The organism is Citrobacter sp. LJND-P06 (assembly GCF_058188415.1).
Genome location: NZ_CP187317.1, coordinates 2,630,199 through 2,656,570, shown reverse-complemented (window position 1 = coordinate 2,656,570; position 26,372 = coordinate 2,630,199). Strand labels below are relative to the sequence as shown.

26 protein-coding genes are annotated in these 26,372 nt (G+C 52.2%); 13 read left to right on the top strand and 13 right to left on the bottom strand.

All coding sequences use genetic code 11. The annotated features are described in order from the left end of the window. The first annotated feature begins 82 nt into the window (after nt 1-82). Nucleotides 83-2,188 (top strand): TonB-dependent siderophore receptor, encoded by a 2,106-nt coding sequence (locus tag ACO7SM_RS12735; RefSeq protein ID WP_490467853.1) that lies wholly within the window; start codon nt 83-85, stop codon nt 2,186-2,188. A gap of 50 nt (nt 2,189-2,238) precedes the next feature. On the opposite strand, the gene ACO7SM_RS12730 is transcribed toward ACO7SM_RS12735, so the two are convergent. The 4 genes from ACO7SM_RS12730 to dhaK all read right to left on the bottom strand — a co-directional run bounded on the left by ACO7SM_RS12730 (nt 2,239) and on the right by dhaK (nt 7,284). Further along, nucleotides 2,239-3,945, bottom strand: a complete 1,707-nt coding sequence (locus ACO7SM_RS12730) for an alpha,alpha-trehalase (protein ID WP_490467852.1) — start codon at nt 3,943-3,945, stop codon at nt 2,239-2,241. Between the two features lie 180 nt (nt 3,946-4,125). Next, nucleotides 4,126-5,559 (bottom strand): dihydroxyacetone kinase phosphoryl donor subunit DhaM, encoded by a 1,434-nt coding sequence (gene dhaM / locus ACO7SM_RS12725; protein ID WP_490467851.1) that lies wholly within the window; start codon nt 5,557-5,559, stop codon nt 4,126-4,128. 10 nt (nt 5,560-5,569) lie between these two features. Further along, nucleotides 5,570-6,202 carry a dihydroxyacetone kinase subunit DhaL gene (gene dhaL, locus ACO7SM_RS12720; protein ID WP_490467850.1) on the bottom strand — a complete coding sequence of 211 codons (633 nt, stop codon included), beginning with the start codon at nt 6,200-6,202 and terminating at the stop codon, nt 5,570-5,572. A gap of 11 nt (nt 6,203-6,213) precedes the next feature. Beyond that, on the bottom strand, nt 6,214-7,284 hold the full coding sequence (gene dhaK / locus ACO7SM_RS12715) for a dihydroxyacetone kinase subunit DhaK (protein ID WP_490467849.1): 1,071 nt from the start codon (nt 7,282-7,284) through the stop codon (nt 6,214-6,216). A 323-nt stretch (nt 7,285-7,607) separates the two neighbouring features. Between dhaK and dhaR the strand changes: the two genes are divergently transcribed. From dhaR to ACO7SM_RS12680, 7 genes are all read left to right on the top strand, one after another. Then, nucleotides 7,608-9,524, top strand: a complete 1,917-nt coding sequence (gene dhaR, locus ACO7SM_RS12710) for a dihydroxyacetone kinase operon transcriptional regulator DhaR (protein WP_490467848.1) — start codon at nt 7,608-7,610, stop codon at nt 9,522-9,524. Nucleotides 9,525-9,662: 138 nt separating this feature from the next. Continuing rightward, the gene (umuD, locus tag ACO7SM_RS12705; RefSeq protein WP_490470942.1) at nt 9,663-10,097 is read left to right on the top strand and encodes a translesion error-prone DNA polymerase V autoproteolytic subunit; all 435 of its coding nucleotides are present in this window, start codon (nt 9,663-9,665) and stop codon (nt 10,095-10,097) included. Then, nucleotides 10,081-11,346 (top strand): translesion error-prone DNA polymerase V subunit UmuC, encoded by a 1,266-nt coding sequence (gene umuC, locus ACO7SM_RS12700; RefSeq protein ID WP_490467847.1) that lies wholly within the window; start codon nt 10,081-10,083, stop codon nt 11,344-11,346. The genes umuD and umuC overlap by 17 nt, the downstream gene beginning before the upstream one ends. 138 nt (nt 11,347-11,484) lie before the next feature. Beyond that, the gene (gene leuE / locus ACO7SM_RS12695) at nt 11,485-12,123 is read left to right on the top strand and encodes a leucine efflux protein LeuE (RefSeq protein ID WP_490467846.1); all 639 of its coding nucleotides are present in this window, start codon (nt 11,485-11,487) and stop codon (nt 12,121-12,123) included. Nucleotides 12,124-12,309: 186 nt separating this feature from the next. After that, the gene (gene yeaR / locus ACO7SM_RS12690) at nt 12,310-12,672 is read left to right on the top strand and encodes a DUF1971 domain-containing protein YeaR (RefSeq protein WP_192611980.1); all 363 of its coding nucleotides are present in this window, start codon (nt 12,310-12,312) and stop codon (nt 12,670-12,672) included. Between the two features lie 3 nt (nt 12,673-12,675). Beyond that, complete coding sequence (locus ACO7SM_RS12685) at nt 12,676-12,858, top strand: DUF1869 domain-containing protein (protein ID WP_490467845.1); 183 nt, start codon at nt 12,676-12,678, stop codon at nt 12,856-12,858. A gap of 227 nt (nt 12,859-13,085) precedes the next feature. Beyond that, the gene (locus tag ACO7SM_RS12680) at nt 13,086-13,730 is read left to right on the top strand and encodes a hypothetical protein (protein WP_490467844.1); all 645 of its coding nucleotides are present in this window, start codon (nt 13,086-13,088) and stop codon (nt 13,728-13,730) included. Nucleotides 13,731-13,791: 61 nt separating this feature from the next. Here the strand turns inward: ACO7SM_RS12680 and fdhF are convergent, their stop codons facing one another. Then, the gene (gene fdhF / locus ACO7SM_RS12675) at nt 13,792-15,939 is read right to left on the bottom strand and encodes a formate dehydrogenase subunit alpha (protein ID WP_490467843.1); all 2,148 of its coding nucleotides are present in this window, start codon (nt 15,937-15,939) and stop codon (nt 13,792-13,794) included. Between the two features lie 490 nt (nt 15,940-16,429). Here fdhF and ACO7SM_RS12670 point away from each other — a divergent pair, with 490 nt between their 5' ends. Then, complete coding sequence (locus tag ACO7SM_RS12670; protein WP_490467842.1) at nt 16,430-16,678, top strand: GlsB/YeaQ/YmgE family stress response membrane protein; 249 nt, start codon at nt 16,430-16,432, stop codon at nt 16,676-16,678. A gap of 141 nt (nt 16,679-16,819) precedes the next feature. Here ACO7SM_RS12670 and ACO7SM_RS12665 read toward each other — a convergent pair whose 3' ends face one another. Beyond that, nucleotides 16,820-16,918, bottom strand: a complete 99-nt coding sequence (locus tag ACO7SM_RS12665) for a YoaK family small membrane protein (protein WP_192611983.1) — start codon at nt 16,916-16,918, stop codon at nt 16,820-16,822. Between the two features lie 47 nt (nt 16,919-16,965). After that, entirely contained in the window at nt 16,966-17,979 is a 1,014-nt protein-coding gene (locus tag ACO7SM_RS12660) for a sensor domain-containing diguanylate cyclase (protein WP_490467841.1), read from the bottom strand. A 198-nt stretch (nt 17,980-18,177) separates the two neighbouring features. Here ACO7SM_RS12660 and ACO7SM_RS12655 point away from each other — a divergent pair, with 198 nt between their 5' ends. Next, on the top strand, nt 18,178-18,429 hold the full coding sequence (locus ACO7SM_RS12655) for a putative hemolysin (RefSeq protein ID WP_490467840.1): 252 nt from the start codon (nt 18,178-18,180) through the stop codon (nt 18,427-18,429). Between the two features lie 5 nt (nt 18,430-18,434). Here ACO7SM_RS12655 and ACO7SM_RS12650 read toward each other — a convergent pair whose 3' ends face one another. After that, complete coding sequence (locus ACO7SM_RS12650; protein WP_490467839.1) at nt 18,435-18,782, bottom strand: DUF488 domain-containing protein; 348 nt, start codon at nt 18,780-18,782, stop codon at nt 18,435-18,437. Between the two features lie 190 nt (nt 18,783-18,972). Here ACO7SM_RS12650 and ACO7SM_RS12645 point away from each other — a divergent pair, with 190 nt between their 5' ends. Beyond that, a complete protein-coding gene (locus ACO7SM_RS12645) occupies nt 18,973-19,680 on the top strand; it encodes a CTP synthase C-terminal region-related (seleno)protein (protein ID WP_490467838.1) in 708 nt (235 codons plus the stop codon). 34 nt (nt 19,681-19,714) lie between these two features. Here the strand turns inward: ACO7SM_RS12645 and ACO7SM_RS12640 are convergent, their stop codons facing one another. Next, nucleotides 19,715-20,902: a CynX/NimT family MFS transporter gene (locus ACO7SM_RS12640; RefSeq protein ID WP_490467837.1), complete on the bottom strand. Its 1,188-nt coding sequence runs from the start codon at nt 20,900-20,902 to the stop codon at nt 19,715-19,717. Nucleotides 20,903-21,001: 99 nt separating this feature from the next. Here ACO7SM_RS12640 and ACO7SM_RS12635 point away from each other — a divergent pair, with 99 nt between their 5' ends. Then, complete coding sequence (locus ACO7SM_RS12635; protein WP_490467836.1) at nt 21,002-21,820, top strand: AraC family transcriptional regulator; 819 nt, start codon at nt 21,002-21,004, stop codon at nt 21,818-21,820. Here ACO7SM_RS12635 and ACO7SM_RS12630 read toward each other — a convergent pair. Further along, nucleotides 21,777-22,223, bottom strand: a complete 447-nt coding sequence (locus ACO7SM_RS12630) for a DUF441 domain-containing protein (RefSeq protein WP_042308914.1) — start codon at nt 22,221-22,223, stop codon at nt 21,777-21,779. The two genes, ACO7SM_RS12635 and ACO7SM_RS12630, sit on opposite strands and share 44 nt — an antisense overlap. A 204-nt stretch (nt 22,224-22,427) precedes the next feature. On the opposite strand from ACO7SM_RS12630, the gene yoaI reads away from it, so the two are divergent. Further along, nucleotides 22,428-22,532 carry a small membrane protein YoaI gene (gene yoaI, locus ACO7SM_RS12625; protein WP_490467835.1) on the top strand — a complete coding sequence of 35 codons (105 nt, stop codon included), beginning with the start codon at nt 22,428-22,430 and terminating at the stop codon, nt 22,530-22,532. Nucleotide 22,533: 1 nt separating this feature from the next. Here yoaI and ACO7SM_RS12620 read toward each other — a convergent pair whose 3' ends face one another. The 3 genes from ACO7SM_RS12620 to ACO7SM_RS12610 all read right to left on the bottom strand — a co-directional run bounded on the left by ACO7SM_RS12620 (nt 22,534) and on the right by ACO7SM_RS12610 (nt 26,101). Continuing rightward, nucleotides 22,534-23,040, bottom strand: a complete 507-nt coding sequence (locus ACO7SM_RS12620) for a YbaK/prolyl-tRNA synthetase associated domain-containing protein (RefSeq protein WP_490467834.1) — start codon at nt 23,038-23,040, stop codon at nt 22,534-22,536. A gap of 44 nt (nt 23,041-23,084) precedes the next feature. Continuing rightward, nucleotides 23,085-24,575 carry a diguanylate cyclase DgcJ gene (dgcJ, locus tag ACO7SM_RS12615; RefSeq protein WP_490467833.1) on the bottom strand — a complete coding sequence of 497 codons (1,491 nt, stop codon included), beginning with the start codon at nt 24,573-24,575 and terminating at the stop codon, nt 23,085-23,087. Nucleotides 24,576-24,763: 188 nt separating this feature from the next. After that, nucleotides 24,764-26,101, bottom strand: a complete 1,338-nt coding sequence (locus ACO7SM_RS12610; protein ID WP_490467832.1) for a sensor domain-containing diguanylate cyclase — start codon at nt 26,099-26,101, stop codon at nt 24,764-24,766. Nucleotides 26,102-26,372 lie beyond the last annotated feature (271 nt).

Below are 26,372 nucleotides of genomic sequence, written 5' to 3'. Positions count from 1 at the left end.
AATGTAAAGGGGGAGGTATCGCTTGATTTGTTAATGAAAATGCGAATAATTGTCATTCCATTTTTCATATAATAATTCACCCATGAAAACCACCCGTTGTTTTACATTGCGCGCACTCTCTGGATGTATCACCCTGGCACTGACACTCCCGTCTTATGCCGAAGAATCAACCATTGTCGTGACAGCCGCCGGTCAGGAGAGTCTGCTGCCCGCCTGGACCAACAGTGCCACCAAGTCGGCTGTGCCGGAAAGCAAAACGCCGCAGGTCATTAACACCATCGACAGTAAAGAGATCGCGCAGCGCCACGCGAACTCGGTGAATGAGATCCTACGCTACGCACCGGGCGTTTCTACGGAGGTACGGGGCAGTACTTCGTACATGAGCGAGTACAAAATTCGGGGCTTTACGGTCGAGCAGGAGTACTACAACGGCTTACAGCTCCCCTATAACGTGACCGGTAATACCAAAGCGCGGATCGATCCTCTGCTGATTGAAAGCGTGGATATTCTGAAAGGTCCGGCATCGGTGCTTTATGGGAATGGATCGCCCGGCGGGCTGGTTAACATCCAGGGGAAAAAGCCGCAAGCGGAACAAAAAACGGAAATGGGCTTGACGACCGGAACCCGCAATTTGAAAGAAGGTTATCTGGACTCGACCGGGCAAATCAACGACAGCGACTGGAACTACCGACTGCTGGGCAAAGCGACGGAAGGCGACGATCAGCCGCACACCACCCGTTATGAAAACTATCTTGTCGCGCCGTCAGTGACCTGGCAGCCGGATAATAAAACGCGCCTGACCATCGATGCGCTGGCGCAGAACACGCCGTCGTTGTCGCCTTCCAACCCGCTGCCCATTGCCTATTTGCGCTCAGGTTATGCCGATTCCCGGGACTATGCCGGGGATGAGTGGAGTGGCTTCAAACAGCGGCAATGGATGCTGGGATACAGTTTTGAACACCAGTTTGACAGCGGCTGGGGCTTTACGCAGAAAGCCCGCTATTTTGATGTCGATACCCATCAGCGCAGCGTCTACTCAACCGGGAATGGCACGAATCCGGTGTGGGAGTTAAATCGTTTTGCCTACACTACCGATGAAGATTTGAAGAGTTTTAATATCGACAACCAGGTGACCAAAACCTTTGCGCTGGGTGACTGGAAACACCATTTGCTGGCGGGTTTTGACTACCAAAAACTCGACAGCCATTACTTGTATCGTTATGCCAGCAATACGCCGGGGATCGATATGCGCGATCCGAATTATGATCAAATTCACAGCGATGAACTCGGGCTTTATACCGCGCAGAAAAACCGACTTTCCTACCAGCAGAATGGCTACTATTTGCAGGATCAGGTGGAATTTGGCGGGCTGAATCTGCTGGCGAGCGTGCGGTATGACGACTACCGTTCCACGACCACGGATGATATGCAAAATGGCGAGAAAACATGGATCTCGCAGGATCGCGTCACCAAACGTCTTGGCGCGCTGTACGCCTTCGAAAATGGTATTTCCCCGTTCATCAGCTATTCCGAAGGTTTCAAACCGATTTCGCCACAAGGCACATTGACGGGAAAAGATGTGAAGCCGACCACCAGCAAGCAGGTGGAGGGCGGGGTGAAATACCTGCTGGCAGAATATGCCACCACGCTTACCGCCTCGGTGTTTAACATTCGCCAGAAAAACGTCCTTTCCGCCACGCCAACCTGGGATTACCGTCAGACCGGCGAGATAGAGTCGAAAGGGGCTGAGGTGTCTGTCGTGAGCCGCCCGGCGGATAACATCACGCTGATCGCCAACTACGCCTATACCCATGCCATCAATACCGAAGATGAGACTTACGAAGGTAAACGCCCGACGCAGGTACCCGAAAATGCGTTTAACCTGTGGGGCGACTACACCTTTGATGAGACGGTTCTGCGAGGGCTGAACATTGGTGCCGGGGCGCGTTATACCGGGCCGATGGAGATCTCGCCGGATAACAAAGGGGGCAAACTTGGCGGCACCACACAGTACGATATGGCCGTATCGTATCGTCTGGGAGAAGCGCTGCCGTCGCTGACTGGCGTCACGTTGAAAGCCAGCGCGCAGAACATCACCAACAAAGAAACTTTTAGCTGTTATGACAGCACCAACTGCTGGATCGGGCGCGATCGCACGGTTCAGGTCGGCGCGAGCTACAGTTTCTGATAAAAGCTGACCCGGCGTTCTGCCGGGTCAGTTCATCCTGTTTACGGATTTCAGGGCGTGGTCTGTTTTTGTGGCGCAGGCGCAGCGGCGTCTGCCGGTGTCGGGCGCGTTGCGGGGACGTTGTCGCACGGTTTTTCTTTCGGGCAGATAATATCGAGCATTTTCAGGGTCACGCCGTTAGTCCAGCCAAACCCATCCTGTAGCGGATACTCACCGCCGCCGCCACCCGTCCCGGTGCTGCTGACATCATACTTCTCGACCAGCTTTTTCTCGCGCTCCCAGGTGTGTTGAACATTGGTCAGAAAACGCCAACTGACATCCATGGCAACTGTATCCTGACCATAATTCTGCAACCCTTCGGTCGCGACCCACTGTAACGGCGCCCAACCATTGGGCGCATCCCACTGTTGTCCGCTTTTTACCGAGGTTGTGGCAAGGCCGCCAGGTTGCAGTAAATGCGCCTGGGTTGCCGCCGCCACTTTACTGGCCCGATCGTTGGCCGCGGCATTCACATACAGCGGGAACAGCGTCGCCGCCGTCAGTTGATTACGGACTTTCTTGCTCTTCAGATCGTAGTCAGCGTACCACCCCTCTTTGGCATTCCACAGATGGTCTTCGATCCCTTTTTGTCTCGCACTGGCGAGGGTTTCGTACTGGCTGGCTTTGGCATCGTCACCGGCGGCTTTACTGGCGCGGGCGAGAATTTTTTCCATTTTATACAGCAGCGCATTGAGGTCGACAGGGACGATACTGGTGGTGCGGGTGGTACTGAGTTGTTGCGGATCATCCATCCAGCGTGAGCTAAAATCCCAGCCGGAGGCGGCCGCCGCTCGCAGGTCACGATAAATTTCCGTGGCTGGGCGATTCGGGTTGCTCTTCGCGGTGGCGATGTCTTCTACCCAGGATTCCGGACGCGGCGTGTCACGCTCATCCCAGTAACGGTTCAACACCGTGCCATCGTCAAGTTTGACCACCCGCTTATGTTGTTGCCCCGGCTGAAGAGACTCTGCGCCTTCCATCCACCAGGCATACTCTTTTTGCAACTGCGGCAGATATTTTTTCAGGGCATCATCGCCTTCATGTTGCGCCAGCAACTCCACCATAAATGCGAAGAAGGGGGGTTGTGAACGGCTTAAATAATAGCTGCGGTTGCCGTTGGGAATATGCCCCCAACTGTCAATTTCGTAGCCGAAATTGGCGACCATATTCGCCACGTTATCCCAGTGGTCGCTTTCAGCCAGTCCCAGCATCGTGAAATAACTATCCCAGTAATAGATCTCCCGAAAGCGCCCGCCGGGCACGACATAAGGTTCAGGCAGCGGCAGCAAAGAGTCCCATTTCCCCGCGCTTTTTGTCGAGCGGGTCAACACCGGCCACAGCCCGTCAATATGTTCACGCAGTGATTGTCCGTCCGGAGGAACGTATTTTTCCCCCTCTTTGGGCAGCGTAAAATTCACGTCGACAAAATGGCGTAAATCAAAGCCAGACTGACTTTTTTGCATACGATAATCGGCAAGGATCGTCAGGGGATCGCTGTTGGGAACGGCGTCGGCAAACGTTTTCTGATCGGGGAATAGTTTGGCGGTCTGCACATCATTGAATAGCGGGCCTAGCAGAATATCCGGGGGTTGCGGCAGACTGTCATTCTGTTCTTGTGCGTGAACAGACAGCGAGGCGAGCGTCAGAAACGTCCCCGTCAGGGCCAGTTTAATCATGAAAGACAGCCGGCCTGGTTGGTGAATAGCTGGGGTTATCATTGAGGTTCCTCCTTAGCGGTGTGCCTGAGTTAACGGCATTTACCTTGAGAAAACCTTAGTCCACGATTGCCCTCTGCGCGTGATTGAACCGACATTTTGGGAACTCACGGGCATTTCTCGCCGTAGGGCATGACATGAATAGCGCGGCCTTTTCCGGGCAAGGACGCGCTATTTATGGGGTTACTCTGAGCGCAGAATACGGCGGTTGGCGAGATCCAGCGTGATCGTATCTCCGGTCTTCAGCGTACTGACTGACTCACCCTGCTGACAAAGCCAGCCGATGCCCATCTCACGGGCGATGAGCGCGGAGTGCGACATCTCGCTGCCGGCACTCAGACCGATCCCTTTCACGCATTGCGGGTCGAACAGCACCACGGTGGACGGGAAAATATTGTCTGCGAGCACAACCGTCGGGCGAGTGAAGAGGGGCATTTGTGCCTTTATGCCACTCAGATGCTGAAGCGAACGGTGGAGCAGATCGTCAATGTCGATGTAACGCGCCTGCAAATAGGCATCGTCAAGATGTTGATACTGCTCTCTGAGGTCGTTCAGTACACGTTGCCACGCCGCTTCTGCGCTATAGTGCTGATGAAGAATGAACTCGCTGGCCATGTCATACAGTTCCGGGTCGTCCAGCAACGTGTGGTGCCCGGAGAAAATAGCGGCCAGATCCGCGGAGTATTTTTCTTCCGCCAGCGCCGTCAATGCGCTGAGGTCGTCGAGCGTAATCCGGATGGCGGCGCGAAGACGCTGCTGTTCATACTGCACAGAGGCGGTCGTGCTACTGGCGATGTCTGGCAGGACGGGCGCATAGCAAAACGCGGTGCCGGTCACCGGATCGGGTAACGGGTGCGTCGGATCGCCAGACCCGCTCTCTTCCAGCGCATCGCCAAAATTCTCAGCGGCAAGCTGTTTGAACGCCGCCAGCGCCTCGTCTGCCTGTTCCCCTTTGGCAATCAGCCGCAGGGTGTCGTTACTGCGTATTTGCAGCAGGGCGATTTGATTCAGGCTATCTGGCGTGACGCATTTACCGTTTTTTTCCAGCAGCATGTCGGCGTTAAAGCCCGACAGGGTGGCGACCAGCCGTGAAGCGGGTCTTACGTGGAGTCCGTGACGATTTTTGATGACGACGGCAAGCGAACGCGCTTCACTGTCGTGGACGGAGAATGCCGTCGTGGGGTTGTTTGCTTCGAACGGCGAGGGTAAACCCAGTTGCTCACGTTTGGCGTCAAGGGCGTTCATGGCGTCACTAATGACTTTATCGATACCGGCGCCTGTTGCTGCGCTCACGGTCGCCGCGAGCGTTCCCTCAACCAGCGGCGCGGCACACAGACGCACTTTCGCCGCAATAGCCGGATCGAGTAAATCCAGCGCCGTTTCTGCGCTCAACAGCGCGCTGCCAATATCCATCATCACCAGCACGTGGTCTGTGTCAGCCACGGACTCAATGGCTTCCATCACTTTGATGGGGTCGGTGCCAATGGGGTTTTGCGGGTCATCAATACCCGCAGCAACCGCGAGTTTGCAGCTTCCCCCCATCAACATCTGTCGGGCTAACTCCCCAACGCCTTCGCCCAGTTGGGCGCTATGAGAGACAATGACCAGGTTTACCATCGTATTCCCCTTACTCTCTGGCGGCGGTCGCCAGACATTGCATCATAAACATGACGGAAGTCGCTCCCGGATCCTGGTGACCGATACTGCGTTCGCCAAGGTAGCTGGCGCGACCTTTGCGCGCCTGCATGGCGATGGTGCTTTGCGCCGCCGCTTGTGCCTGATGATGGGCGGCCTCCAGCGCTGCCGGTACGGACAGCGCCTGTTCGCAAGAGTGGCGCAAGGATTCCACTACCGGTAGCCAGACATCGCACATCGTTTTATCACCCGGTTCGGCTTTGCCCCGGCTGACCACTCCCTCAGCGCCCTCGCGCACCATTGCATAGACCTCGTCGAGAGTCAGACTTTGATGAGCCTGAGTCACCTGAGCGGCGCGAATGAAAAAGGTGCCAAACAGTGGGCCGCTGGCCCCCCCGACGCTGGAGAGCAGCACCATGCCGGTATTTTTCAAAATGAAACCGATATCTTTGTCGGCAATCGCGGGTAATTTTTCGACCACTTTGCTGAATCCGCGATGCATGTTTAAACCGTGGTCAGCATCGCCAATTTCTCTGTCGAGCCCGGTGAGAAAATCCCTCTCTTTGGTGAAGATTTCACCGCACAGGTAGAGCCAGTTAACAATTTGCGTTCTGTTGAGCGACATAAAAAATCTCCTTATTTACCCCAGTTGAGGGCCGGGGTATGTACCGGGGCATCCCATAATGCCAGCGTCTCATCGTCCACTTTTAAGAGGGTGATGGAAAATCCGACCATATCCAGGGAGGTGCAGTACGATCCGATCAGATTGCGTTCGATGCGAATGCCCGCGTCCTGACAACGGTTTTCGAGTCGGTTATAGACCCCGAATAGCTCGGATAACGGCGTCGCGCCAAGATTGTTGACCAACGCAATCACGCGATCGCCGCGTTGCAGCGGTTGCTTGGCCTGTTTGTCTTCTTGCCATACGCCCTGAACGGGATCCCAGTGGCGTAACGTACGGCTGTAGGCACCGTTTTCCAGCAAGGTGTCGAACATTTCATCGACGGTTTTATCGAGAGAGGTGAAAGCCCGACGGTCAATACCCGGTTCGCCGTGAATACCCACGCCAAACTCCATCTCATTATCCTGCAAGGTAAACGAGGGTTTCCCGGCGGCAGGCACCGTACATGCACTCAGCGCGATGCCAATGGAGTGGCCGAGGTTGTTGAGTTTACGTCCCAGTTCTGCGCAGGCTTCCAGCGAATCACCGCGTTCTGCCGCCGCCCCGACCAGTTTTTCAATCAAAACTGTGTTTGCCACTCCCCGGCGACCGGCGGTATAGAGGCTGTCTTTGACCGCCACATCATCATCAATGACGACGGTCGTTACCTTCACACCACTGTCGTGCAGAAGCTCGGTGGCCGTTTCAAAATTAAGAATGTCGCCGGTGTAATTTTTGATAATCAGCAGAACACCTTCACCGCCGTCGATACGCATCGCGCATTCAAACATTTTGTCCGGCGTCGGAGAGGTGAAAATTTCACCCGGGCAGGCGCCGGAAAGCATCCCCTGACCAATGTAGCCGCAGTGCATGGGTTCATGTCCGCTACCGCCGCCCGACAGCAGCGCCACTTTTCCTTGCACAGGGGCGTCTGAACGGGTGACATACACCGGGTCTTGATGCAGCGTCAGTGTAGGAAAGGCTTTTGCCATACCGGCCAGTTGTTCATTCAGGACATCTTCGACACGGTTAATCAATTTTTTCATTTTTTGTGCTCCGTAGGTCGTCATGAGATGGCTGCGCAAGGGGACGCATTGCAGGCATCTGAGTGGGTGTATCGGTTATGGACAACGACACGGCGACCACATGCTGCCGATACGATCATTGTGCCGTAGCGACGCGAAAAGAAAATTCCACAAATAAATGTTTCAATACGGAACATATATTTCTGTTTATGTTTCATAATGGAACGCGAAGATGAATTTTTCGGCAAAAATGAGAGATTCAACCCTCTTTGCCGCCGCTAAAGGCGAAAAAGGTTCCCGGTCACCGGGACGTGGAAAGGTGCGCCTGGGCGCGCGGAGAAAACATGGCGACTCTACATCAAACCGACGACAACGCCGTTTCTGGCGTTCTTAGCGCCTCGTGGCAACGCTGCAGCACAATGATGCAGCGGGAGCCCTGGGTAGCGCCGCATCAGGCACAGGGGCTGACGTTTGACTCTATTTGCCGGCGAAAGACCGCACTGCTGGCGTTGGGGCAAGCGGCGCTGGAGGATGCCTGGGAATACATGTCTCCCCGGGGATGTGGGCTATTCATTCTTGATGAGTCGGCCTGCATTCTGAGTCGCTGCGGCGATCCGTTCACGCTGCAACAGCTTGGCGAACTGGGGTTTAACAACGGCGCCTACTGTGCGGAAAGTCTTATTGGCACCTGTGCGCTCTCTCTGGCGTCTGCGCTTGGACAGCCGATTCAAACGTCTGGCGAACAACATTTCAAACGGATGCTGTCTGGCTGGAGTTTCTTCGCCACGCCTATTTTTGATAACCACGGTCGCCAGTCGGGTTCCATCGCCTTGTGTTGTCCCGTTGGGCAGGAGGCGGCGTCCGATCTGCCGCTGACGCTGGCGATAGCGCGTGAAGTGGGCAATTCGCTGCTGACCGACAACCTGCTGACCGAGTCTAATCGCCATCTGAATCAGCTATACGGCCTGCTCGAAGGGATGGTCGACGGCGTGATGGCCTGGAATGAGCAGGGAACGCTGCAATTTCTGAATGCGCAGGCCGCGCGATTACTGCATCTGGATGCCCAGTCGAGCCAGGGAAAAACAATCACTGAGCTGGTCACGCTGCCTGCCGTTTTACAGCGTGCAATCCGGCAAATGCGCCAGCTTAACCATGTCGAAGTCACGTTTGAAAGTCAGCATCAATTTGTGGATGCGGTCATCACCCTGAAACCGATTATTGAGGCTCAGGGGGCCAGTTTTATTCTGCTGCTCCATCCTGTCGAACAGATGCGTCAGTTGATGACCAGCCAATTGGGAAAAGTGAGCCACACCTTTGCACAGATGCCGGGCGACGATCCTGATACCCGACGCTTACTGCATTTTGGGCGTCAGGCCGCGCGGGGGCGCTTCCCGGTGCTACTTTGCGGGGAGGAAGGGGTCGGCAAAGAACAGCTCAGCCAGGCTATTCATAATGAAAGCGAGCGTGCGGAAGGCCCCTATATTGCAGTGAACTGTCAGTTGTATGCCGATACCGTCCTCGGACAGGGCGATAGCGATGGCGCGACGGAGGGCGGGCGTTTAAGTCGTCTGGAGCTGGCCAACGGCGGTACGCTGTTTCTGGAGAAAATTGAATATCTGGAGCCGGAGTTGCAATCGGCGCTTCTGCAGGTTTTCAAGCAAGGGGTATTAACGCGTCTTGATGCCCGCAGGCTGATTCCTGTCGATGTGAAAGTCATCGCCTCTACGACGCTGGATCTCGCGTTGCTGGTGGAACAAAACCGCTTTAGTCGCCAGCTTTACTACGCGTTACATGCCTTTGAAATCACCATTCCGCCGCTTCGAATGCGGCGAAACAGTATTCCAGCGCTGGTGCGTAATACACTGGCGCGTCTTGAGAAACGTTTCTCAACGCGCCTGAAGATAGAAGATGATGCGATGGCGCAACTGGTGGAGTGCGCCTGGCCGGGGAATGATTTTGAGTTGCTCAGCGTTATCGAAAACATCGCCATGAGTTGCGACAACGGGCATATCCGGTTGAGCCATTTACCGGAACATCTTTTCACCGAACGCGTCGAAGAGGGCGGCACGCGCCTCTCAACCCACCTGACCTTTGCCGGTATTGAGAAAGACGCCATTATTCATGCGGCACAGGTTACCGGCGGTCGTGTACAGGAGATGTCCGGCATCTTGAACATTGGGCGTACAACGCTATGGCGTAAGCTAAAGCAGTACAACATTGATGTCAGCCAGTTTAAGCGCCGTCGTCAGGACTCGCGTTGAGGGGGAACGTGGCGGGGCATGGATAACTGAATATGTTGTGACTTCAACGGGTTCATTCACTGGTAGCATAAGTCGCTTGATTTGATCGGCAAATACAACGTACTGTTTATATGTACAGTATTTATTGGTTTGGCCGTGATGAATGATATTTTTTCCTGTGAACGTAATGCCATCATTACGTTACCTCTGTTTCTGGAGCGTGTTTCATGCGGGTTTCCCAGCCCGGCGCAAGACTATGTTGAGGACAGTCTCGATCTTAATACCCTGGTGGTGAAGCATCCGGGGGCAACGTACTTCGTCAGGGTCAGCGGTGACTCGATGGTGGGCGCCGGTATCAGCGATGGCGATCTACTGGTGGTTGACCGTTCGTTGACGGCGACGCATGGCGATATTGTGGTGGCAGCCGTGGCGGGGGAGTTTACCGTGAAGGAGCTACGCACGCGGCCCCGTCTTCAGCTCGTTCCCCACAACCCGCATTATTCCCCCATCGTGTTGCAGAGCGAGGAAGAGCTGCAACTCTTTGGCGTTGTAACCTTTACCTTGAAATCACACCGACATGTTCGCGCTGGTTGATGTAAACAGTTTCTATGCGTCTTGTGAGACGGTCTTTCGACCGGATCTCGAGGGAAAACCGGTGGTGGTGGTTTCAAATAACGACGGATGCATTATTTCGCGATCGGCACAGGCAAAAGCGCTCGGCATAAAAATGGGAGCGCCTTATTTCAAAGTGAAAGATGAATTACGGCGTCAGAACGTCGCGGTTTTTAGCTCAAATTATGCGCTTTATGCCGATCTCAGCCACCGTGTGATGCTGACGCTGGCAGAAATGGCACCGTCGATAGAGGTCTATTCGATTGATGAAGCATTTATCGATCTGTCAGGCATCGGGCGTGGCTATTCACTCGAGGTGTTTGGGCGCCAGATTCGTCATCAGATACGAAAGAACACGGGATTGACCGTTGGCGTCGGCATTGCGCAGACCAAAACGCTGGCAAAAGTCGCCAATTTTGCAGCGAAAACATGGCAAAAGACCGGCGGCGTGGTCGATCTCTCAGACACGTTGCGTCAGCGAAAACTTCTCGCGCACGTCCCAGTTGAAGAGGTCTGGGGGATTGGACGGCGTACCAGTAAGAAACTCAACGCGATGGGCATTACGTCGGCGCTGCAATTGGCTGACAGCTCTCTCTGGGTGATGCGTAAACACTTCAGCGTGGTGACGGAACGTACCGTGCGTGAACTGCGCGGGGAATCCTGCCTGGCATTTGATGAGTTTGCCCCCACCAAACAGCAGATTATTTGTAGCCGGTCATTCGGCCACCGCATTACCCAGTACGACGAGATGCATCAGGCGATCTGTATGTACGCTGAGCGTGCGGCGGAAAAACTGCGGGCAGAACGGCAGTACTGCTGCGCTATCAGCGTCTTTATGCGAACCAGCCCGCATGCCGAAAATGAGGTATTTTACGCGCCGCAGGCGTGTGGTCAGTTAACGATTCCGTCTCAGGATACCCGCGACATTATTCGCGTTGCCAGCAGTGCGCTGGACAGGATCTGGAAAGACGGTTTTCGCTATATGAAAGCAGGCGTCATGCTCAGTGATTTTTTCAGCCAGGGGATTGCTCAGCTAAACTTGTTTGATGAAAACGCCCCACACCCCAACAGTGAGAAATTAATGACGGTGCTGGATAACCTCAACAGCAAAAAGGGGAGAGGCACCCTCTATTTTGCCGGGCAGGGAGTGCAGCAGCAATGGCAAATGAAGCGGGAAATGCTCTCCCCACGCTATACCACGCGGTTTTCAGATCTACCAGTGGTGAAATAATCTGCAATATTGCCTGTTTTGCGGAGTAATGCACTGGGTATGCAAGGGTGCCCTGATTTTCCTTTCCATCATCAGGCGCATTCGTTAGCATATTGTTTTGCAGCCAGGCGTATCTGTTTTTTTCAGGAAGAGGTTAACGTGTTCGCAGAGTATGGAGTTCTCAATTACTGGACGTATCTGGTCGGGGCAATTTTTATCGTTCTGGTACCCGGCCCTAATACATTTTTTGTGCTGAAAAATAGCGTTGGGCGTGGGATAAAAGGTGGCTATCTCGCGGCAAGCGGTGTGTTTATTGGCGATGCGGTGCTGATGTTTCTCGCTTACGCCGGCGTTGCGACGATGATCAAAACGACGCCGGTGCTGTTTAGTATTGTTCGCTATCTCGGCGCATTGTATCTGCTTTATCTTGGCGCAAAGATGCTCTACGCGACGCTGAAATCAAAAGAAAACGCGTCGGCTGGCGAGGATGTTCCTTTTGGTGCGATTTTTAAACGCGCCTTAGTTCTGAGCCTGACCAACCCAAAAGCGATCCTGTTTTACGTGTCGTTCTTCGTGCAATTTATTGATGTGAACGCGCCGCATACGGGACTGTCATTTTTGATTCTGGCCATCTCGCTGGAAGTGGTGAGCTTCTTCTACCTGAGCTTCCTGATTATTTCGGGGGCGTTTGTGACGCAATATATTCGGACTAAAAAGAAACTGGCGAAAGTCGGCAATTCTCTGATTGGTTTGATTTTCGTCGGCTTTGCCGCGCGTCTGGCAACGCTGCAGTCGTAATACCGACAGGCCCGTTTATTCTGACGGGCCTCTGTTTTCTCCTCCGTAAATCAAGATACCACCCTGGTGTATAACCCTTTAAAATAACCAATAAATGGTATTTTAAATGCATATTTTGAGGAGTAACCTTCTTATAGCAGCGATGAATGACAATACGCTGCGTTGTTGATGGAAAGAGGGAAGACAATGCTTCAAATTCCACAGAATCATATTCACACACGCGCCACGCCATTCTGGAACAAAGAGACAGCACCCGCCGGAATTTTCGAACGCCACCTTGATAAAGGAACCCGACCGGGCGTGTATCCCCGTTTGTCGGTCATGCAGGGGGCGGTCAAATATCTCGGATATGCCGATGAACACAGTCCCGAGCCAGAAAAGGTGATGATTATTGAAGCCGGTCAGTTTGGCGTTTTTCCACCGGAAAAGTGGCATAACATCGAAGTGATGAGTGACGACACTTACTTTAACATCGATTTTTTCGTTGCCCCGGAAGTGTTACTGGAAAGCGCAAACCAACGGAAAGTCATTCGTACCGGGAAGGAGTAAATCATGGGTAAAGCAACGTATACCGTGACGGTGACCAACAACAGTAATGGCGTCTCGGTCGATTATGAAACCGAAGCGCCGATGACCTTACTGGTGCCGGATATCGCCGCAGAAGTCGTCAAAGACCTGGTCAATACCGTGCGTTCATACGACACGGAAAATGAACATGATGTTTGCGGCTGGTAACTCAGCCCGCTAACGAAAGCGCAACGCTTTCAATCCTCTAAGCCGCATAGCGTGATAATCGCGCTATGCGGCTTTTTTGTTAACGGGCTGGCAGACTAGCTTACCCGCTGACATCAGCAGAAATAAAATATTAAGAAAACCTTAAGAATATGGCATAGATTGCTAATGAATGAATATTCATAAAACTTATGATTCAGGTATCGAAAGCGGAACAGACAAAAATACTTATGAAACTTGATACCCGAATCACCTCGATAACGGTGCTGCTTGTACTGGCCGCGATGGTTATCCCCTTCACTGCAGACTGGCATTTTCCCCTATTCGATGGCGTCGTGGTGACGTGGATTGAAAATGGACAAGCGCTATGGTTGCTGTTTGGCGCGTTGTTTACCGCCTGGTATATCAAGCCACTCTCTCGCCCGGAAGGGGCAAAACAGTTTTGGCTCTGGGCCGTTGTATGGTGGCTGGTACTGCTGGGGCGAAGCACCAGTTGGGGACGCGCTTATTTCCCGGACGAGCCCAGAATCATCTTCAGGGTTATCTCGGTGATATTGATCGCCGCACTCGCACTGCCGGTATTTTTCTCGAAAACGCTGCGTCACGAAATTGTGCGTCGACTGCGTGAAGAGCCGTTCCCGTTGTGGTTGTTTGTCATCACCGCCGCGACGTTTTTGATTTCCGACGCCGTAGAGCATCATCGTTTGCTGGCGCCCGTTTTCCTGCACGACCTGCACTATGCCGATCTGATTGAAGAACTGTATGAGTTGCCGTTTATGCTGGGATTATTTCTGATTACGCTGGGGTTTATGCAGCGGGAGAGAGCGGGTGAGTATGCCACGTCCCGGGTCGGTGATGTGCAGTTTGCGAAATAGCGCATTAGCCAATGCAGAAAGCCTGAGTCCGCAAAGACGGACTCAGGCGAGATAATGACGTTTACGCGATGGCCTCACAGAGACGCGATTTCATCGCCGTGTAAGCGTCTACAGCATAGTTTTCCGCCCAGCGCTGATCGGCAATCGGCTCAATTTTCACGGCGCAGTACTTTGTTTCTGGCGTTTTTGAAATGGGATCCAGGTTATCCTGAGTCAGCTCATTACAGGCGCCAATCCACCATTGATACGTCATGTAGACTGCGCCACGGTTAATACGATCGGAGACGTCGGCACGGCTGATAACCTTGCCGCGACGAGAACTGACCCAGACCAGATCGCGGTGACGAATCCCCAGCTTTTGTGCATCAAGCCCGTTGATTTGCACATTCCCCGGTTCATCAGCCAGCGCCTGTAAAGCCGCGCAGTTACCGGTCATGGAACGGCAGGAGTAGTGCCCGACCTCACGCACAGTGCACAGCACCATCGGGAAATCCTCATCCGGCACTTCAGCAGGTGCGCGCCACGGGGCGGCAAACAGCTTGCCTTTCCCGCTGGGCGTATCAAATTTACTGTGCAGATAAAGATACGGGGTGCCGGGGTGATCAAGGTCAGGACACGGCCACTGAATATGCCCCATGTCGCCCATTTTTTCGTACGTCACACCGTAGAATAACGGACATAACTCGCGCATCTCGTCCCAGATTTGCTGATTATTTTCATACTTCATGGGGTAGCCCATGGCGGTGGCGAGCAGGCTGATGATTTCCCAGTCACGCTTCACATCTCCAGTCGGCTCAATGGCTTTTTCAAAACGCTGGAAACCACGATCGGCGCAGGTAAAGACGCCCCCGTGTTCACCCCACGAGGTGGCGGGCAGGATCACATCCGCCGCTTCTGCTGTTTTGGTCATGAAGATATCCTGCACCACGACAAAATCCAGCGCGTCGAAGCCTGAACGTACCAGCCCGAGATCGGCCTCTGTCTGCAGCGGGTCTTCCCCCATGATGTAGTAAGCTTTGACTTTACCTTCGAGCGCCAGATGAGGCACCTCAGTAATCCGCGTGCCGACTCTATCGTCCATCAGCGCGGCATCAATGCCCCAGGCGCGCGCAAATTTCTCTCTGACTGCGGGATCCGTCACGTCCTGATAACCGGGGAATTGATTGGGCAATACGCCCATATCACACGCCCCCTGCACGTTATTCTGACCGCGTACCGGCCCGACGCCGACATGAGGACGCCCCAGGTTTCCGGTCAGCAAGGCCAGGCTCGACAGACCGCGAACGACGTCAACAGCCTGACCAAACTGCGTTACGCCCATTCCCCACATCACCGTCGCCGAAGGGGCAGCGGCGAATGTACGCATCGCCTGACGTACCTGTTGAGCAGGGACGCCGGTTAAATGTTCGACGGATTCTGGCGCAAAATCCTTCACGGTTTGCCAGTAAGCATCGAACCCTTCGGTGTGTTTTAACACATACTCCCTGTCATAAAGTTGCTCATCAATCAGGACATAACCAAAGGCGTTGACCAGTGCCATATTGCAGCCGTTGTTTAACTGCAGATGCTGATCGGCAATACGGGCCGTTTCAATGCGTCTTGGATCGCACACGATAATTTTGGCGCCGTTCTGGCGCGCTTTAATAACCCGGCGCGCCACGATCGGGTGAGAGTCGGCGCAGTTGTAGCCAAAAATGAGCAGGCATTTGGAGTTTTCAATATCGCTGATCGCGTTGCTCATTGCGCCGTTGCCCAGCGTCTCCTGCAAACCGGCAACGGAAGGGCCGTGGCACACGCGAGCGCAACAATCGACATTGTTGGTATTCAGCACGGCGCGGGCAAATTTCTGCATGACGTAGTTCGTCTCATTCCCTGTCCCGCGGGAAGAACCGGTGGTCATGATGGCGCGAGGGCCAAAGGCCGCTTTAATTTCTGACAAACGCGTTGCGGTGTAGCGGATGGCTTCATCCCAACTGACGGGGGTGAGTTTGCCGCCTTTTTCATAGCGAATCATTGGGCGGGTCAGACGCGGCGTCAGAAGACGTGTGTCGTTAAGAAAATCCCAACCGTAAAATCCTTTCAGGCAGAGCTGATTCTGATTCGTTACACCTTCTGCACCTTCGGCGCGGATGATTTTGTTATTTTCAACAACAAGCGTGAGCTTGCACCCGGCCCCGCAATAAGGGCACACACTGGTGATTTTTTTCATCAATAACAGACCTGTTAAATGCTGAAATAGCGCGAATTGAAGAAGAAGTCAGCGCATTACAGGCGATGGACTTCGTTTTGTCGTAGCGACAGGGGAAGCTAAGCATAAATTGTGCCAAAACCAGAAATCCAGAGACGACGGGGCTTTGCTGAGAAAACGTGTGAGAAATGACAGGCGAATCGACAGAAATGACGGGCAGATGTCAAAAAAAAGCCCGCACTCGTTGAGGCGGGCAAAACATACTGGAAGCAATGTGAGCAATGTCGTACCAAATACCTGAGTTGTTTACTCAACTATTTAGTAATGAGAAAGATAATCTTTATCATCTAACATTTCAACCCTGTCTTTTATGCGTGTTTATTTGATCGAATAACGGGAGAACGTGAAATAATGAAAGGTGATGGTGATCACAAATTTCAATTTTCTGTCCATGTGCTATTCTTTTTAGCAGCGAATTAATCGCTAACGTAAAAACATAAGTGAGGAAAGAATGGGCATTATTTCATGGATTATCTTTGGGCTTATTGCAGGTATTCTGGCGAAGTGGATTATGCCTGGTAAGGATGGCGGTGGTTTCTTTATGACGATCATTCTCGGGGTCGTCGGTGCCGTGGTTGGGGGATGGATCAGCACACTTCTCGGATTTGGCAAAGTTGACGGTTTCAACTTTGGCAGTTTTGCCGTCGCCATTATTGGTGCCATTGTTGTTCTGTTTATCTACAGAAAAATCAAAAGCTAAGCGAAGCGTATCGCAAGATAAAAAGGCTACCGACGGTGGCCTTTATTATTTCTCATGACCGCCGTTACCACCAACCCAGCGCCGTTCCCAGTAGCGCAATAATGGCCACGCCGATCATGATAAGCGTTGTTTTTTTCACCGTTACGCTCCGGGGGCTGCATAGCCACCAATAAAAAACCACGCTAAGAAAATAACCGCTGTAATAAAAATGACGACAGGAAAAACAATACCCAATCTCATGCTACCACCTGATTGTGTTATTTGATGACGCGCCAGAATAGCAGGGCTCAGTGCGTGACAAAAGGTGTTTTATCTTTGCGCTTTTTATCCTGATACATGGCGCTATCCGCCGCGCGAAGGGCACTGTCAACGTCCGTCTCACGAGGATTGATTTCAATAACGCCAAGGCTGGCGCCAGGGTAAAACAGAACCTCGCCCTCGACCTGGTATTCCCCACGAATCTGTTGTTGCAGGCGCTCTTTTAACGTTTGCAGACTGAGGTCATTTTCATCGGCAAGACACACGGCCAGAAACTCATCGCCGCCCAAACGGCCAATAATGTCGTGTTCACTGCGCCAGTCGGTCAGGCGCTGGCCGACCTGGATTAAAAACTGGTCGCCAGCTTCGTGCCCATAGCGATCGTTGATCTGTTTAAAATGATCCAGATCGATATACGCCACAATGACATTGCGATTCAGATGGCGGGCCAGAGAAAAAAGCGTGTCCATATTCTCAAAAATGGCCCGTCGGTTTGGTAAGCGGGTAAGTGCGTCAGTATACGAGTACGCGATAAGCGCCGCATTGGCCGCTTGCAGTTGCGAAACCAGAGACTCTTTCTGAATATACTGGGCGATAAGCCCGGCAAACAGATGCAGTACCTGTTCTCCACGGTGACTCAATTTATGTTGCTGCTTACTGGTGGCGCACAGCGTGCCGTAAAACGTGCCATCCGGAAGATGAACCGGCGTACTTAAAAACGTGGTGATTTCCAGCGCCTGGGCGGCGGTGCAATCCGGCCAGCGCTCCGGGACGTTATCACTGTAAAAACAGTTATCGTCTATTGCACGTTTACACAACGTTTCATCCCAGGGCACGGATAACCCTTCAGGAATGTGCATCTGCTTGCTGTTACGGGCATACAAGATGTGTTGCAAACGGGCGTCGAGATCGACCTTTGTCAGATAGGTCGATTCCATCTCGGTCACCATCTCCAGCATCTCCAGAAGTTGCCGAACCAGGCTTTCCAGAGACTGTTCGGTGGCGAGTGATTGCGAGACGCGGGCAAGGATCATATCTGGCATGACGCGAAGGTTCTCCCTGATTGGTAGCACAGTGTGCTGAAAATTTCTGCTTTGCTGGCATGGTAGAGTATCACTTTGATAAATGAAATATATCTGTTCTGCCAGAAAATGAGTAACAGGGAAAAGACGCCAATAAAACATGGAGATGCCTTATCAGACGGGTTACCCTGTGTGAATATTGCGTTAATGGGAGTTTATATGAAATTCGTTCTTGCTGTGCTGCCATGTATTCTGGGACTGGCTGCATGCTCATCGCCAACACTGCCTGATGCTCCAAAACCTCCTCAGATCGGGATGGCGAATCCCGCTTCGGTCTATTGCGAACAAAAAGGTGGGACGCTCATGCCGGTACAGACCCCACAAGGCGCGCGGGCAGATTGCAAACTGCCGGGCGGGGAAGTCATTGATGAGTGGGCGCTCTGGCGCAGAGATCATCCAGCCAATAAATGAGAGCATTAAAAACCGCGTAACCACTCGGCCAACACCAGAGCGTGATTTTGCCCGGTGTTTTTCGCTGAATACAGCAACGTAAGCGTTTGCTGGCGGGCAATGTTCGCCAGTCGCTGCCCTTCCTGCGTATGGTGCGCCAGTTCTGCGCGGTATAGTTCTGAAAAGTGTGTGAAGTCTATCGCTTCAGAGTGAAAGGCTTTACGCAATTCGGTCGACGGCGTCAGGGCTTTATCCCACTCATCACACGCAAGATCGGTTTTTTTGATCCCGCGTGGCCATAACCTGTCGACAAGGACGCGATACCCGTCGCGTTGATCTACCGGGTCATATACGCGTTTGCACTGAATCTTCATGTTTTCCCTCTCATCCATTTGGCGGGTTAACCCATCCCTATGATTACCATAAAGCAGGACTGACGTCATCGCGAACACAAAGTACCTGGCGTCGACGCCCCCTAAATTAAGGGATTGTGATTACCGCAAAAGATCGGTAGTTTGAGATTCCTTATGTGCTCTCTCATTGTCCTGGCATAAGGAACTCCTCATGGAATTCTCCCCTGTTAAAGATACGCTACGCATCGCGCTGGTGGGTGATTACAACCCAGAGATCGTGGCGCATCAGGCTATTCCCCTGGCGATTGATGACGCCGCCGCTGTGCTGGAGCTCATCGCCGACTACGACTGGCTGACGACGTCTGATATTGGCAGCGCTGAAGATCTGGTGGGTTACGATGCGATTTGGGTTGTGCCTGGCAGCCCGTATCAGAATACAGAAGGCGCGTTGACTGCTATTCGCTATGCGCGGGAAAACAGCATTCCTTTTCTCGGAACCTGTGGCGGCTTTCAGCATGCCATTCTGGAGTATGCGCGTAATGTTGTGGGCTGGCGCGATGCCGCACACGCGGAAACCGACACGTCAGGTCGGATGGTGATTGCGCCATTGGCCTGTTCTCTGGTGGAAAAAACCGAGGCTATCGAACTGCGGGCGAATACGCTGATTGCCAAAGCGTATGGGCAAAAGGTTATCTCTGAGGGATACCACTGCAATTACGGCGTGTCTGAAGAATTTACCGCCGAACTGGAACGTGGCGATCTGCGGGTGACCGGCTGGGATGACGCCGGCGAAGTTCGCGCGATTGAACTGGTAACGCATCCGTTTTTTGTCGGCACGCTCTTTCAACATGAACGTGGTGCGCTGACCGGCAAACCGGTGCCGCTGGTACAGGCGATGCTGCGGGTCGCTCGAGGTTAAATAAAAGGGCAGGTTATGACACCTGCCCGCAACGTTATTGTGTGGCGATCTCCCGGTTTCTCCCGGCGCAGAGTCCGAACACAGCCATCACCAGAGATAACACCGCCACTACCATCAGCGGAATGTGCCAGTCTCCGCGGGCGTCGTGAATTTTTCCCATCAACGGCGGGCCGCACGCCGCGAGCAAATAACCGACCGACTGCGCCATGCCCGAAAGCGCGGCCGCCTGGTGCGCGGAACTGGCACGCAGGCCGATAAAGGTCAGTCCGAGGATCATCGTCGCCCCGGAGCCAAACCCGTACAGCAGCGTCCACAGCACGGCTTGTCCCGGCATTAGCCAGATTCCGGCGGTACCCATCGCGCACATTAACGACACCCCGGCGGCAATACTGCGTTGATCGTTAAACCGGTGCAGAATCAGGGGGATCAGGAGCCCTGGTGCGGCGGTCGCCAGTTGCAACAGACCGTGAACAGAGCCCGCCTGCGATTCGCTGTAACCCTGGCTTATCAAAATCGCAGGCAGCCAGCCGATTATCACATAATAAATCAGCGAGTTAATGCCCAGAAACAGCGTGACCTGCCAGGCAAGGGCAGAACGCCAGATCCCGCGGGTATGCAACGCCCGGGAGGTACTCAGACTGGCCTGAGCGGTATTGCGCCACTGAGGTAGCCAGAGGAGAAAGGCCAGTAACGGGAAGGCCATCAGCATGAGTAGCGCGCCGCGCCAGCCAAAGCCGTGTAGCGCCAACGGTACAACCAGTGCAGATCCTATCGCGGCAGCAGCCCCCATCGTCAGCGAATAGGCGCCGGTCAGTTTTGCCACATGCTGCGAGAAATCGCGCTTGATAAGGCCTGGCAACAGCACATTACCAAGGGCGATACCGCAACCGATGATCGCCGTTCCGCCATATAAAAAGCCGGGTGAGGGAAGTGAACGTACGGCGATCCCAAGGCAGATCAGCAGCATGGCGGCAAACAGGCTGCGCTCCATCCCATATCGGCGAGCGATCGGCGCCGCCAGCGGCGAAACCAGCGCAAAGGCCAGTAACGGCAAGGTGGTCAGGAGGCCGGTTTGGGCCGTCGTCAGTCCGTAATCAGCACGGATAGCCTCCAGCAGCGGCGCTGCACCGGTAAACGTAACGCGCAGCGTGGTGGCAATCATCAGGATACCGGCAATCAGTAAGGCCGTATTTTTGCCGCGTAATGCAGGTGAAAGGGTCATTGTTTTCTCATCGTGTCAGGCGAGGCGCTACCTTACCGTTTTTACAGCTTGGATGAATCAAGCTAAAATGACAGATTATCGCTAAAATCGGACAATCTGATGATAGGTTTGAGACTGGATGGCTATGAGCCCGATCTTCACCACGATATCGCCGTCGCGTTTTGTATCCGCGCCAAAGAAGACGAACTTTTCAGCCCGTTGCATCAGCACCGCAAGGGGCAACTGATCCTCGCCCAGCATGGCGCGATCACCTGCGAAGTTGAAAATGCGATGTGGATGGTGCCGCCGCAGTACGCCGTCTGGATACCCGGTGGAATCGCGCACAGCAACCATGTTACTGCCGGGGCCGAGCTGTGCTTTTTGTTTATTGAGCCGCAGGCGGTAAACATGCCGGAACGCTGCTGCACGTTGAAAATCGCCCCGCTGTGCCGGGAGCTTATCCTGGCGCTGGCCGACAGATCGGATCTTCAGCGTACAGAACCGGGCACACAGCGACTGACGCAGGTGCTGTTCGATGAGCTTCCGCAGCAGCCCCAGGAGCAGATGCAACTGCCGGTCTCCGGGCATCCGAAAATTCGCCGAATGGTGGCAACGATGGCGCGTGAGCCCGCCCGATGGCAGACGCTGGGGCAGTGGGCTAATGAGTTTGCGATGAGCGAACGTAATCTTGCGCGACTGGTGGTGAAGGAGACAGGACTCAGCTTTCGTCGCTGGCGTCATCAGTTACAGCTTATCCTGGCGCTGCAGGCGCTGATTGACGGCAAGAGCGTTCAGCAGGTGGCGCAAACGCTGGGTTATGACTCCACGACGGCGTTTATCACCATGTTTAAAAAAGGCCTGGGACAAACACCAGGCCGCTATCTGACGGGATTAACTACTGCTTCCCAACGATCAGCGAAACCAGTCCCGCCGCAATAAGCGGCCCCACCGGCACGCCGCGAAACAGCGCGACGCCGAGCACGGTTCCCACCAGCAGGCCAGCGACAAGCTGTGGCTGGCTGCCCATCAGCGTTACGCCGCGCCCGCCTAACCAGGAGACAACGACACCCACCGCAATGGCGACCAGGGATTTCCAGTTTACAAAGGAGTGAATCAGCGTGGAGGGGGGAAGTGTTCCGCTGGCGATGGGGGCCATAACGCCAATCGTCAGAATAATAATCCCCACTGTGAGACCCTGTTTCTCAATCCACGGGAAAAAGGTATTCAGCGGGGTGACGCGAACGATAATCAGCACCAGAATTGAAACGGCGACAGTGGTGTTATGGCTAACAAAGCCGAGAGCCGCCAGTCCGAGCAGGATCAGCAGAGTGACATCAAACATCGGGGTTTCCTTGCCAAAAAAAGATAAGCCTGTTTACTGTACGCGTAAATGCGTAGCTGAAAAGGCTTTTTTTGTTGCCTGGTGTTTTTTTTAGGCGAATGCCCGAGGTCGTTTTTTAAACAGAAGAGGCTGTCATTACAGTGTCATCTATTTGCTCTATCAATAACAAGTGCGTTGTCATATTCGTCACCACGGGGTGAAACCATGAACGATCACATGTTTATTGAGACGCTGCTCATTACCTCTTCTTTTTTGGCCATCGCCGTTGTTCTTGTGATTTCAGTGCTGGTTCTCGAAAGAAGCCATTAACTCACGATGACATGCGACGGAATGTGACCAGCTCGGGTTGGGCGATGCGAAGATAATCTTCGGTCTTCAGGATGACGGATTTATCCAGCACGCCTGCGTTAAACGCGACCTCGCTAAAACGCTCGAACAGCAGCGGATCGGCGACCAGTTTCAGCTTAGGATGAAAGCTGAAAGGGGGGATCGCGCCAAATACGCAGCCGGTCAGTTCATCCACTTCTGCCGGGCTGGCAAGGGAGGCGCGCAAACCGCCCAGATGGGTTGCCAGTTGCGCGAGGTCGGCCTGCTGATCGGCGGAAAGAATAGCCAGTACGTGCTGGTTGACGCCATTGCCTTTCACTTTGCAGACCAGCGCTTTTGCACCCTGACCCAACGCCGTACCGCGGATTTCAGAAACCGCTTCACATTTGCCCACGGGCTCATGGCTGACCTCGCGCCAGCTCGCCCCCTCTTGTGATAATAAGGCAATCAACCGCTGATGCGTCGCGGTGCCTTTAACAACTTCGGTCATGTTTACTCCTGACTTCGCAGAGAAAAATCAACGCAAAAAGACTATCACGAACGATCCCGTTTTTGTTGCTTGTTGAGGTAGAGTTGCGCATCAGAAGCCTGATAGGCAACATCAATGGTGTCATTCGCCTGCATGGTATACATTCCCCAGGAAAAGCTGATCGTTCTTTCGTCGGCGATGATTTGCAGATTTGTCGCGATCCGCATCGGGAGTGCGTTCGCGGCGTCTGCCGCATAATCGATAAGAATAATGCAGAATTCATCACCGCCAAGACGAATGGCGTAATCGCTTTTACGAATTGATGCTTCAATGGACTTTGCGAGGGTAGTAATCGTCCGGTCACCTTCCTGATGCCCTTGCGTATCGTTGATCATTTTCAATTTGTCGCAATCAATGGCGATAAATGTCACGGGCGTACCTGATTTCACCAGGCGCTGTAAACGTAGCTCAAGGGTGGGCGTTAATATTTTTCGATTATAGAGCCCCGTCATGGCATCGCTGATATTGTCACGCGTGACGTTGTGATACAGGCGGAAATGCATTCTGACCATATTCAGTAGCAGTGCGGTGGCCAACAGGTAGAAGGCAAAAAGCTTCCAGGAAGAGACGACAAAATACATTAAATCGAGGGACAGCGTGACACGCATTCCACCCGGCATGTTATGAACATGGTGAACATACGGGAAAAGATCGCTTTCACTTTGGTGAATGTCGATGGTGTTTCCTGATTCGATATCTGCCAGCGTCACATTCAGATAACGCCAGACCAGAGGGCGGTCATCAGTATAAAAAATATTCTTCAGGTTATCCTGGTTAATGTCTACCATCACCATGCCTTTCAACTTTCCGGATAAATAGACCGGGGTTAAAAAACTCATCACTTTCTTTTGCGCGAGATCGTCATGATAGATGCTGGAAATAACCGTGCGGCCGCTAAACAAATTATCGAGGTCTTTCCGGTCAATGCCTAATGTTGAATTTTGCAGCAAAGACCAGTGATGCATCGAAAATTGTCGTGAATTGACCAGATCGTAAAAATAAATGTAGTGATTTTCCAGGTCGAAATAATAACGGAATTTATATTCCAGCGTTCCCAGTCCCAGGTTGAAATCCACGTGCTGGCGATTGACGTTCACTGCCTGGTCGAAGGCCGGGAGCAAGAACACGTCATCAAGTTTATCCGTGCAGCGATCGGTCGCCGTCTGCAAAGTGCCGTGTAGCGCCGGGTAATTGTGCGCCGTGAGGTTGAGCCCGTGCGTACCGTTGAGGGTTTCAAAGGCATCGCAAAAAGCGTTTTTCTGTTCTGCCATAACCGGTTTTTCAGGTGAGGCGAACGTACGCATTAAATGCGCGGAAATACTCTGATTTTTATATTTGTCATACAGAAAAGAGGAGTCTGCTTTCTCGATGATGTACCGCATATAGGCGTTCATCGCCTTGTTACTGGCAATCAACTCGTACACCAGGAAAGAAGAAGTCAGGACGATGACGCTTGCGTAGATAAAGTGCCTGAGCGCTTTATGATGCAATTTCATGGTAATGCCCCTCCCTCCTTGCTGAACAGAAACCGCAGATTATCGCACAATGTCCGTTTGTACTCATATTGCAGAAGGTGCGAATTATACACATGAACAGGGGGTGAGACAGCGATAATGAGGAAATAGGCGAAAAAGTACGTAGGCAATGGCCATACTTATGTATGACCATAATTAAAACAGTTCACTCAGGTGTGATGGATCACCACTTGATTACGGCCATTGTTTTTGGCTTCATAGAGCGCTTTGTCAGCCTGAACCATGATGTCCGAAGCGCTGTATTCGGATGTGGTCGCAAAAAAAGCGCCGATGCTTATTGTCATCGGTTCAGGGACATTATAAATGTTATTTTCTCCGGTGAGTATTTCAACATTCTTACGGATTTTTTCAGCAATGGTTCTGGCCTGGCTTATAGTCGTGTTATAAAGCATGATGCCAAATTCCTCTCCGCCCAGGCGGGCCAGCAGATCTTCTGAACGAATGCTTTGTTGTACAATATTAACAATTGAGATGATCACCCGATCTCCCACCACATGTCCCCATCGATCATTGATCCTTTTGAAATGATCAATATCGAGAAACAAAAGACAAAAGCATGTTTTGTTCTTAGTGTTTAATCGTAACTCGAGTTCATTAAAGAAATAGCGGCGATTATAGATATTAGTCATTACATCATGAACGGCCAGTTTGTTTGTGAAGTGTAGCTCCTTAAATATGTTATGAATGAGAATTGAGATGATGAAAAGCTTACTGGCGACTTCGATTCCCCGACTGATATACCAGACAGTATAGTTATAATCATCCAGAGCCAGCAGTAATAAATTACAACATATTGCTGAAAGGCACAGCAGAGCAATGTAGGGCCAGAGATCAGATGCCAGTCGGGTTTGGGTGATGATAAAGAAAAGTAAGAATGACCAAAGGCATATAATTATTTTAAGGTAATTAGCGCCCCATGTTACGGGTTCATTTTTTCTGGAGTAATCGACAATAAACCAGCAATAATCTGGATTATAACTGCTCAGGTTATGGGCAAGCACAGGAAAGAAGAAGAAAGGGAGCAGCGACATTAACAGAACGGCGGTTTTTTTCTTGTTATCGGTTTGGTCTACGTTATTGATGTCTGAGCAGAACAGCGCCAGAGAGAGTAAGAATATAAAGCTTAATTGTCGAAAGAGATAAAATATTGAGATGTCATTCGATTTTATCTGAATTAATGCGCTCTCGATAATCGGTTCCTTGATGATAAATATTGTTTCTACAAAATACACCAGGCTGCTCAGGAATGCTAAGCTCATAATGAGAGTTGAAAAATGACGGCTATTGGCAAAGTACTTTAAAATCATAAAAATGAAAATTATCGCGTTCAAGAAAAATAGCGCCACGACAACAATAAGATAATTTAATTGCGGTATTGATTTTACGCTGGAATTTTCCTGATACAGCATTGTCATACAAAATAAGATAACGAAAAGTAGCAGGGTGAATAAAAGAATGCTCCGTGCATTTATTTTATGCTTTTCCATAAAACAACTCTTGATGGCAATCGATTGTGATGTGGGAGGATTCTATTGATGATAAAAATGTTCAGTGTTGATTGCGATCAACTATTTTCGTTCAGGATAGAGACTATTCTCTGATAAAACGGAAAAGATAAACACCTGATGTAATTTTTTCCGAATGATAACGTAAGTAATAAATAATGCAGATATTTTGGAATTAACGGACTTGATTATCAACTCAGTGGTTATTGAGTGCGCAAGTATAATAGTTGCCATCAGAAATCAGCCAGTGGCG

What these genes read in the sequence shown, in the direction of transcription:
- ACO7SM_RS12650 (WP_490467839.1), bottom strand. Translation starts at nt 18,782, where the DNA reads ATGAAGATTCAGTGCAAACGCGTATATGACCCGGTAGATCAACGCGAC.
- ACO7SM_RS12655 (WP_490467840.1), top strand. Translation starts at nt 18,178, where the DNA reads ATGAAATTCGTTCTTGCTGTGCTGCCATGTATTCTGGGACTGGCTGCA.
- dhaL (WP_490467850.1), bottom strand. Translation starts at nt 6,202, where the DNA reads ATGTCGCTCAACAGAACGCAAATTGTTAACTGGCTCTACCTGTGCGGT.
- ACO7SM_RS12610 (WP_490467832.1), bottom strand. Translation starts at nt 26,101, where the DNA reads ATGGAAAAGCATAAAATAAATGCACGGAGCATTCTTTTATTCACCCTG.
- umuD (WP_490470942.1), top strand. Translation starts at nt 9,663, where the DNA reads ATGAATGATATTTTTTCCTGTGAACGTAATGCCATCATTACGTTACCT.
- yeaR (WP_192611980.1), top strand. Translation starts at nt 12,310, where the DNA reads ATGCTTCAAATTCCACAGAATCATATTCACACACGCGCCACGCCATTC.
- ACO7SM_RS12680 (WP_490467844.1), top strand. Translation starts at nt 13,086, where the DNA reads ATGAAACTTGATACCCGAATCACCTCGATAACGGTGCTGCTTGTACTG.
- dhaM (WP_490467851.1), bottom strand. Translation starts at nt 5,559, where the DNA reads ATGGTAAACCTGGTCATTGTCTCTCATAGCGCCCAACTGGGCGAAGGC.
- ACO7SM_RS12665 (WP_192611983.1), bottom strand. Translation starts at nt 16,918, where the DNA reads ATGAGATTGGGTATTGTTTTTCCTGTCGTCATTTTTATTACAGCGGTT.
- dhaR (WP_490467848.1), top strand. Translation starts at nt 7,608, where the DNA reads ATGGCGACTCTACATCAAACCGACGACAACGCCGTTTCTGGCGTTCTT.
- ACO7SM_RS12685 (WP_490467845.1), top strand. Translation starts at nt 12,676, where the DNA reads ATGGGTAAAGCAACGTATACCGTGACGGTGACCAACAACAGTAATGGC.
- ACO7SM_RS12640 (WP_490467837.1), bottom strand. Translation starts at nt 20,902, where the DNA reads ATGACCCTTTCACCTGCATTACGCGGCAAAAATACGGCCTTACTGATT.
- ACO7SM_RS12620 (WP_490467834.1), bottom strand. Translation starts at nt 23,040, where the DNA reads ATGACCGAAGTTGTTAAAGGCACCGCGACGCATCAGCGGTTGATTGCC.
- ACO7SM_RS12735 (WP_490467853.1), top strand. Translation starts at nt 83, where the DNA reads ATGAAAACCACCCGTTGTTTTACATTGCGCGCACTCTCTGGATGTATC.
- ACO7SM_RS12645 (WP_490467838.1), top strand. Translation starts at nt 18,973, where the DNA reads ATGGAATTCTCCCCTGTTAAAGATACGCTACGCATCGCGCTGGTGGGT.
- ACO7SM_RS12630 (WP_042308914.1), bottom strand. Translation starts at nt 22,223, where the DNA reads ATGTTTGATGTCACTCTGCTGATCCTGCTCGGACTGGCGGCTCTCGGC.
- dgcJ (WP_490467833.1), bottom strand. Translation starts at nt 24,575, where the DNA reads ATGAAATTGCATCATAAAGCGCTCAGGCACTTTATCTACGCAAGCGTC.
- ACO7SM_RS12660 (WP_490467841.1), bottom strand. Translation starts at nt 17,979, where the DNA reads ATGCCAGATATGATCCTTGCCCGCGTCTCGCAATCACTCGCCACCGAA.
- ACO7SM_RS12730 (WP_490467852.1), bottom strand. Translation starts at nt 3,945, where the DNA reads ATGATAACCCCAGCTATTCACCAACCAGGCCGGCTGTCTTTCATGATT.
- dhaK (WP_490467849.1), bottom strand. Translation starts at nt 7,284, where the DNA reads ATGAAAAAATTGATTAACCGTGTCGAAGATGTCCTGAATGAACAACTG.
- fdhF (WP_490467843.1), bottom strand. Translation starts at nt 15,939, where the DNA reads ATGAAAAAAATCACCAGTGTGTGCCCTTATTGCGGGGCCGGGTGCAAG.
- umuC (WP_490467847.1), top strand. Translation starts at nt 10,081, where the DNA reads ATGTTCGCGCTGGTTGATGTAAACAGTTTCTATGCGTCTTGTGAGACG.
- yoaI (WP_490467835.1), top strand. Translation starts at nt 22,428, where the DNA reads ATGAACGATCACATGTTTATTGAGACGCTGCTCATTACCTCTTCTTTT.
- ACO7SM_RS12670 (WP_490467842.1), top strand. Translation starts at nt 16,430, where the DNA reads ATGGGCATTATTTCATGGATTATCTTTGGGCTTATTGCAGGTATTCTG.
- ACO7SM_RS12635 (WP_490467836.1), top strand. Translation starts at nt 21,002, where the DNA reads ATGATAGGTTTGAGACTGGATGGCTATGAGCCCGATCTTCACCACGAT.